The sequence below is a fragment of the Cryobacterium sp. M91 genome (assembly GCF_002929615.1).
Taxonomy (GTDB): Bacteria; Actinomycetota; Actinomycetes; order Actinomycetales; family Microbacteriaceae; genus Cryobacterium; species Cryobacterium levicorallinum.
This window is the reverse complement of sequence record NZ_PJJT01000029.1, coordinates 1-3358: the sequence shown is the minus strand read 5'-3', so window position 1 is coordinate 3358 and position 3358 is coordinate 1. Positions and strand designations below refer to the sequence as shown.

General features: G+C 61.1%; 3 protein-coding genes. 2 read left to right on the top strand and 1 reads right to left on the bottom strand.

Translation table 11 applies throughout. The annotated features are described in order from the left end of the window. The first annotated feature begins 155 nt into the window (after positions 1–155). Positions 156–668 (top strand): transposase, encoded by a 513-nt coding sequence (locus CXY80_RS00315; protein WP_104131149.1) that lies wholly within the window; start codon positions 156–158, stop codon positions 666–668. Here the strand turns inward: CXY80_RS00315 and CXY80_RS00310 are convergent. Next, a protein-coding gene (locus CXY80_RS00310; RefSeq protein WP_104131150.1) for an IS3 family transposase occupies positions 651–2056 on the bottom strand; the annotation gives its coding sequence in 2 pieces (ribosomal slippage) (positions 651–1735 and positions 1735–2056; 1407 coding nt in all). The two genes, CXY80_RS00315 and CXY80_RS00310, sit on opposite strands and share 18 nt — an antisense overlap. 348 nt (positions 2057–2404) lie before the next feature. Here CXY80_RS00310 and CXY80_RS00305 point away from each other — a divergent pair. Beyond that, positions 2405–3304 carry an IS110 family transposase gene (locus CXY80_RS00305; protein WP_104131148.1) on the top strand — a complete coding sequence of 300 codons (900 nt, stop codon included), beginning with the start codon at positions 2405–2407 and terminating at the stop codon, positions 3302–3304. Positions 3305–3358 lie beyond the last annotated feature (54 nt).

Genomic DNA, 3358 nt, shown 5'->3' with positions numbered 1-3358 from the left:
CGGTGGACTCGACCGTGAACCGGGCGCATCAACACGGCACGAACCTCGGCCGGGCCACGGGGGGAACTGTCAAATTACACGGATCTGCTTGTCGAGCCACCTGATCATGCAATTGGCCGGTCACGGGGTGGTTTGACCACGAAGATCCACGCGCTGTGCGACGCGAATATGCGTCCTCTCGTCCTTCTTCTGGGTACNACCACGAAGATCCACGCGCTGTGCGACGCGAATATGCGTCCTCTCGTCCTTCTTCTGGGTACGGGCAGGGCGGTGACTCGCCCATGTTTCCGCACGTAATGTCGAGCTTGAGAGTGCCACGCCGCGGCACGGGGCGTCCTCGGACCAAGCCTGATCGCGCCATGGCCGATAAAGCTTATGCGTCACAGGCGAACAGAAAGCTTCTGTGCGACCGCGGCATCCAAGCCGTGATTCCGGAGAAATCCGACCACATCGCCAACCGCAAACGGCGGGGAGGGAAAGGCGGCCGGCCTCCAGGATTCGACAAGGAGGCCTACAAACGCCGCAACGTGATCGAGCGATGCTTTCAGGCGTTCAAACAATGGCGCGGCATCGCGACCCGATACGACAAGCTCGCCGTCAACTACCGCGGCGGAGTCATCCTGCGGGCCATCACAATCTGGCTGAAGCCGTTAGGAGACACGCCCTAGTTCGAGCCCGTCGTTCTCAGTCGGTTTGTCGGCCGGTTTGTTGATCCATGCCGTCGCGGGAATGGTCAGGTTCTTTGGTGCGTGGCTGGTGCTGAATCGCTCGGGGAAGCGTGCCCTGGCCGCGTCCAGCGTCGCTGCCTGTTCGACGGCCTTCGCCTCGGCGAGGCCGTAATGAACGTCTGCTGGCGTATTGAGGCCGATCCCGGAATGGCGATGTTCGTGGTTGTAGCCGTCGACGAACGAGGCCATGAAGGTCTTCGCGTCGGTGAGGGAGCCGAAGCGTTCGGGGAACGTCGGAGCGAATTTGAGGGTCTTGAACCACGCCTCGCTGTAGGGATTATCGTTGCTCACGCGCGGCCTCGAATGCGACTTGGTGACCTCCAGATCAGATAACAATGCGGCGACGGTCTTGGACGTCATTGATGTGCCGCGGTCAGCGTGCACGACCTGAGGGACGCCGTGAATGCCGAAGATTTCCTTCATCATCTCTACTGCCAGCTCGCCCGATTCCGACGAGTGGACATACGCGCCGACGATGTAGCGGGAGTAAATATCGATCATCACGTAGGCATCGAAGTACTTCCCCTTGACCGGTCCAGCGAGTTTCGTAATATCCCAGCTGAGCACCTGGCCGGGTCCCGTGGCGATCAATTCCGGGATCGCCCGGGCCGGATGGCGTGCCTGGCGGCGGCGGTCCTGGACCTGCTGGTTCTCGTTCAACACCCGATACATCGTTGATATTGAGCACAAGTACGTGCCCGCATCCAGCAGCTGCGCGTAAATCTGAATCGGCGGCAGATCCACGAACGACTCCGAATTGACGACAGCGAGAATCTGCCGGCGGCCGGCATCATCGATCTTGTTCGCCGGTATCGGCGACGGCCCAGCCATCGGGATGCGTGGTTTCCTGGTGGCGGTCGCTCGAGGTATCCCGACCAAGTCGGCCGCGACGCGAGTCGAGATCCCTCGGCTAGCCAGTTCGCGGTAAGCGATCATTACGGCTTCGTATGCGGTGTTTCGTCCCGCGAGCTCTTCGAAAGACTTTCGAGTAGCTCGTGCATTTTTGACATGACCTCCAACGCCACCCCCGTCGTCTCGAGGCGCTGCTCGGTCCTGCTCAGCTGGCGGCGCAACCGGGCTATTTCCGCTTGCTCCGGCGTCAACCGGCCAATCTTCTCACCGGCCTTCTTCCCCGCAAGGACACCGGCGTCACGAAGCTTGCGCCACTCCGTGATCTGCGAGGAGTGCAACCCCTCGGTGTGCAGATACGCGCCGCCCTCGTGGTCCTTGATCGCCGCGTCATACGCAGCCAAATGGGCAAGCTTCTGCGCTGGACTGAACGACCTTCTCGAGGTCGGACCACCAGCTCGGGGTCCGGTACTACTCATATGACTATCGTCGCGCACGGCGATCACAGACGGGCTGGACGTGGTGGTGATTCCTGATTCTCGCCCTACGTCACACGGCGGACTTGCTATTAGCTACTGGCCTCACCCAACCCTGACGGTAATGATGAGAAGAGTCTTGAGGCTGCGTGACCCTAACCCTGACTGACGTCCCAAAGGATTGTCTTTTACGTGATCTGTCCGCGGCCTCAAGGCTGCTCACGGTGCGCTGACCAGGCGGACATGACTTTATAGGAGCCTGAAGCGAATTCCCATTACCGTCTTGTCTGCCCACCTGGCCAACGTGCCCATCTTTCACCCAGATGGACGCAATGGAAAGGCAATTTCATCATGGCAACAGAGATACCGAATATCATCGTCGGCGTCGACACCCACTCCGATACTCTCTACGTCGCCATCATCGACGACCACGGCAAACACCTCGCTGCTGAAGAATTCCTGGCGGCCGGGTCCGGTTACCGGAACGTCCTCGCCGTCATCACCCACTTCGGTCTGGTCATCGGCGTGGGCGTCGAAGGAACCGGCAGCTACGGAGCGGAACTCAGTCGAGTTCTGCGAACAGCAGGACTCCCCGTCCACGAGGTCAACCGACCCAACCGCCAAGCACGGCGCTTACGCGGAAAATCGGATCCTTTGGACGCCTACCAAGCAGCGGAATCGGTCTTGGCGGAACGAGGCATCTCGACGCCGAAAACCAAAGACGGCCCCGTCGAATGCCTCCGCGTCCTCCGCGCCGCTCGCAGCTCAGCGATGAAGGCGCGCACCATCTCCATCAACCAGATCAAGGGAATCCTCGTCTCCGCTCCCGAGCATGTGCGGAGCAGGTTTCGCGCCCTGAGGAGCGCACAACTCATCCTGGCGTTGGAACGCTCCCGTCCAGTAGGAAACCTCACAGATCCTGGCACGGCAACGGCCCTCACTTTGAAGAAGCTCGCCGCCCGATACCAATTTCTCGAGCGGGAGATTCTTGACACCGATAAGGCGCTGGCAGAGATCCTCCGGGACAGCGCACCGCTGTTGCGGGACGTCCCCGGCGTTGGCATCGAAGTAGCCAGCCAGCTCCTCGTCACCGTGGGCGACAACCCCGAACGCATCGCCACTGAAGCGCAGTTCGCGGCCCTTGTCGGCGTCGCCCCCATTCCAGCGTCATCCGGCAAGACGAGCCGGCATCGCCTCAGCCGCGGCGGCGACAGAGTGAGTATTAGCCCTGCTGGGGGCCATCGATATTGACCTCGGGGGCCACGGAGTGATGCGGTCAGTAGTGCGTTTCGGGGCCGCCGAATA

Excerpts from the sequence above, each read along its gene's own strand:
- CXY80_RS00305 (WP_104131148.1), top strand. The coding sequence starts at position 2,405 with ATGGCAACAGAGATACCGAATATCATCGTCGGCGTCGACACCCACTCC.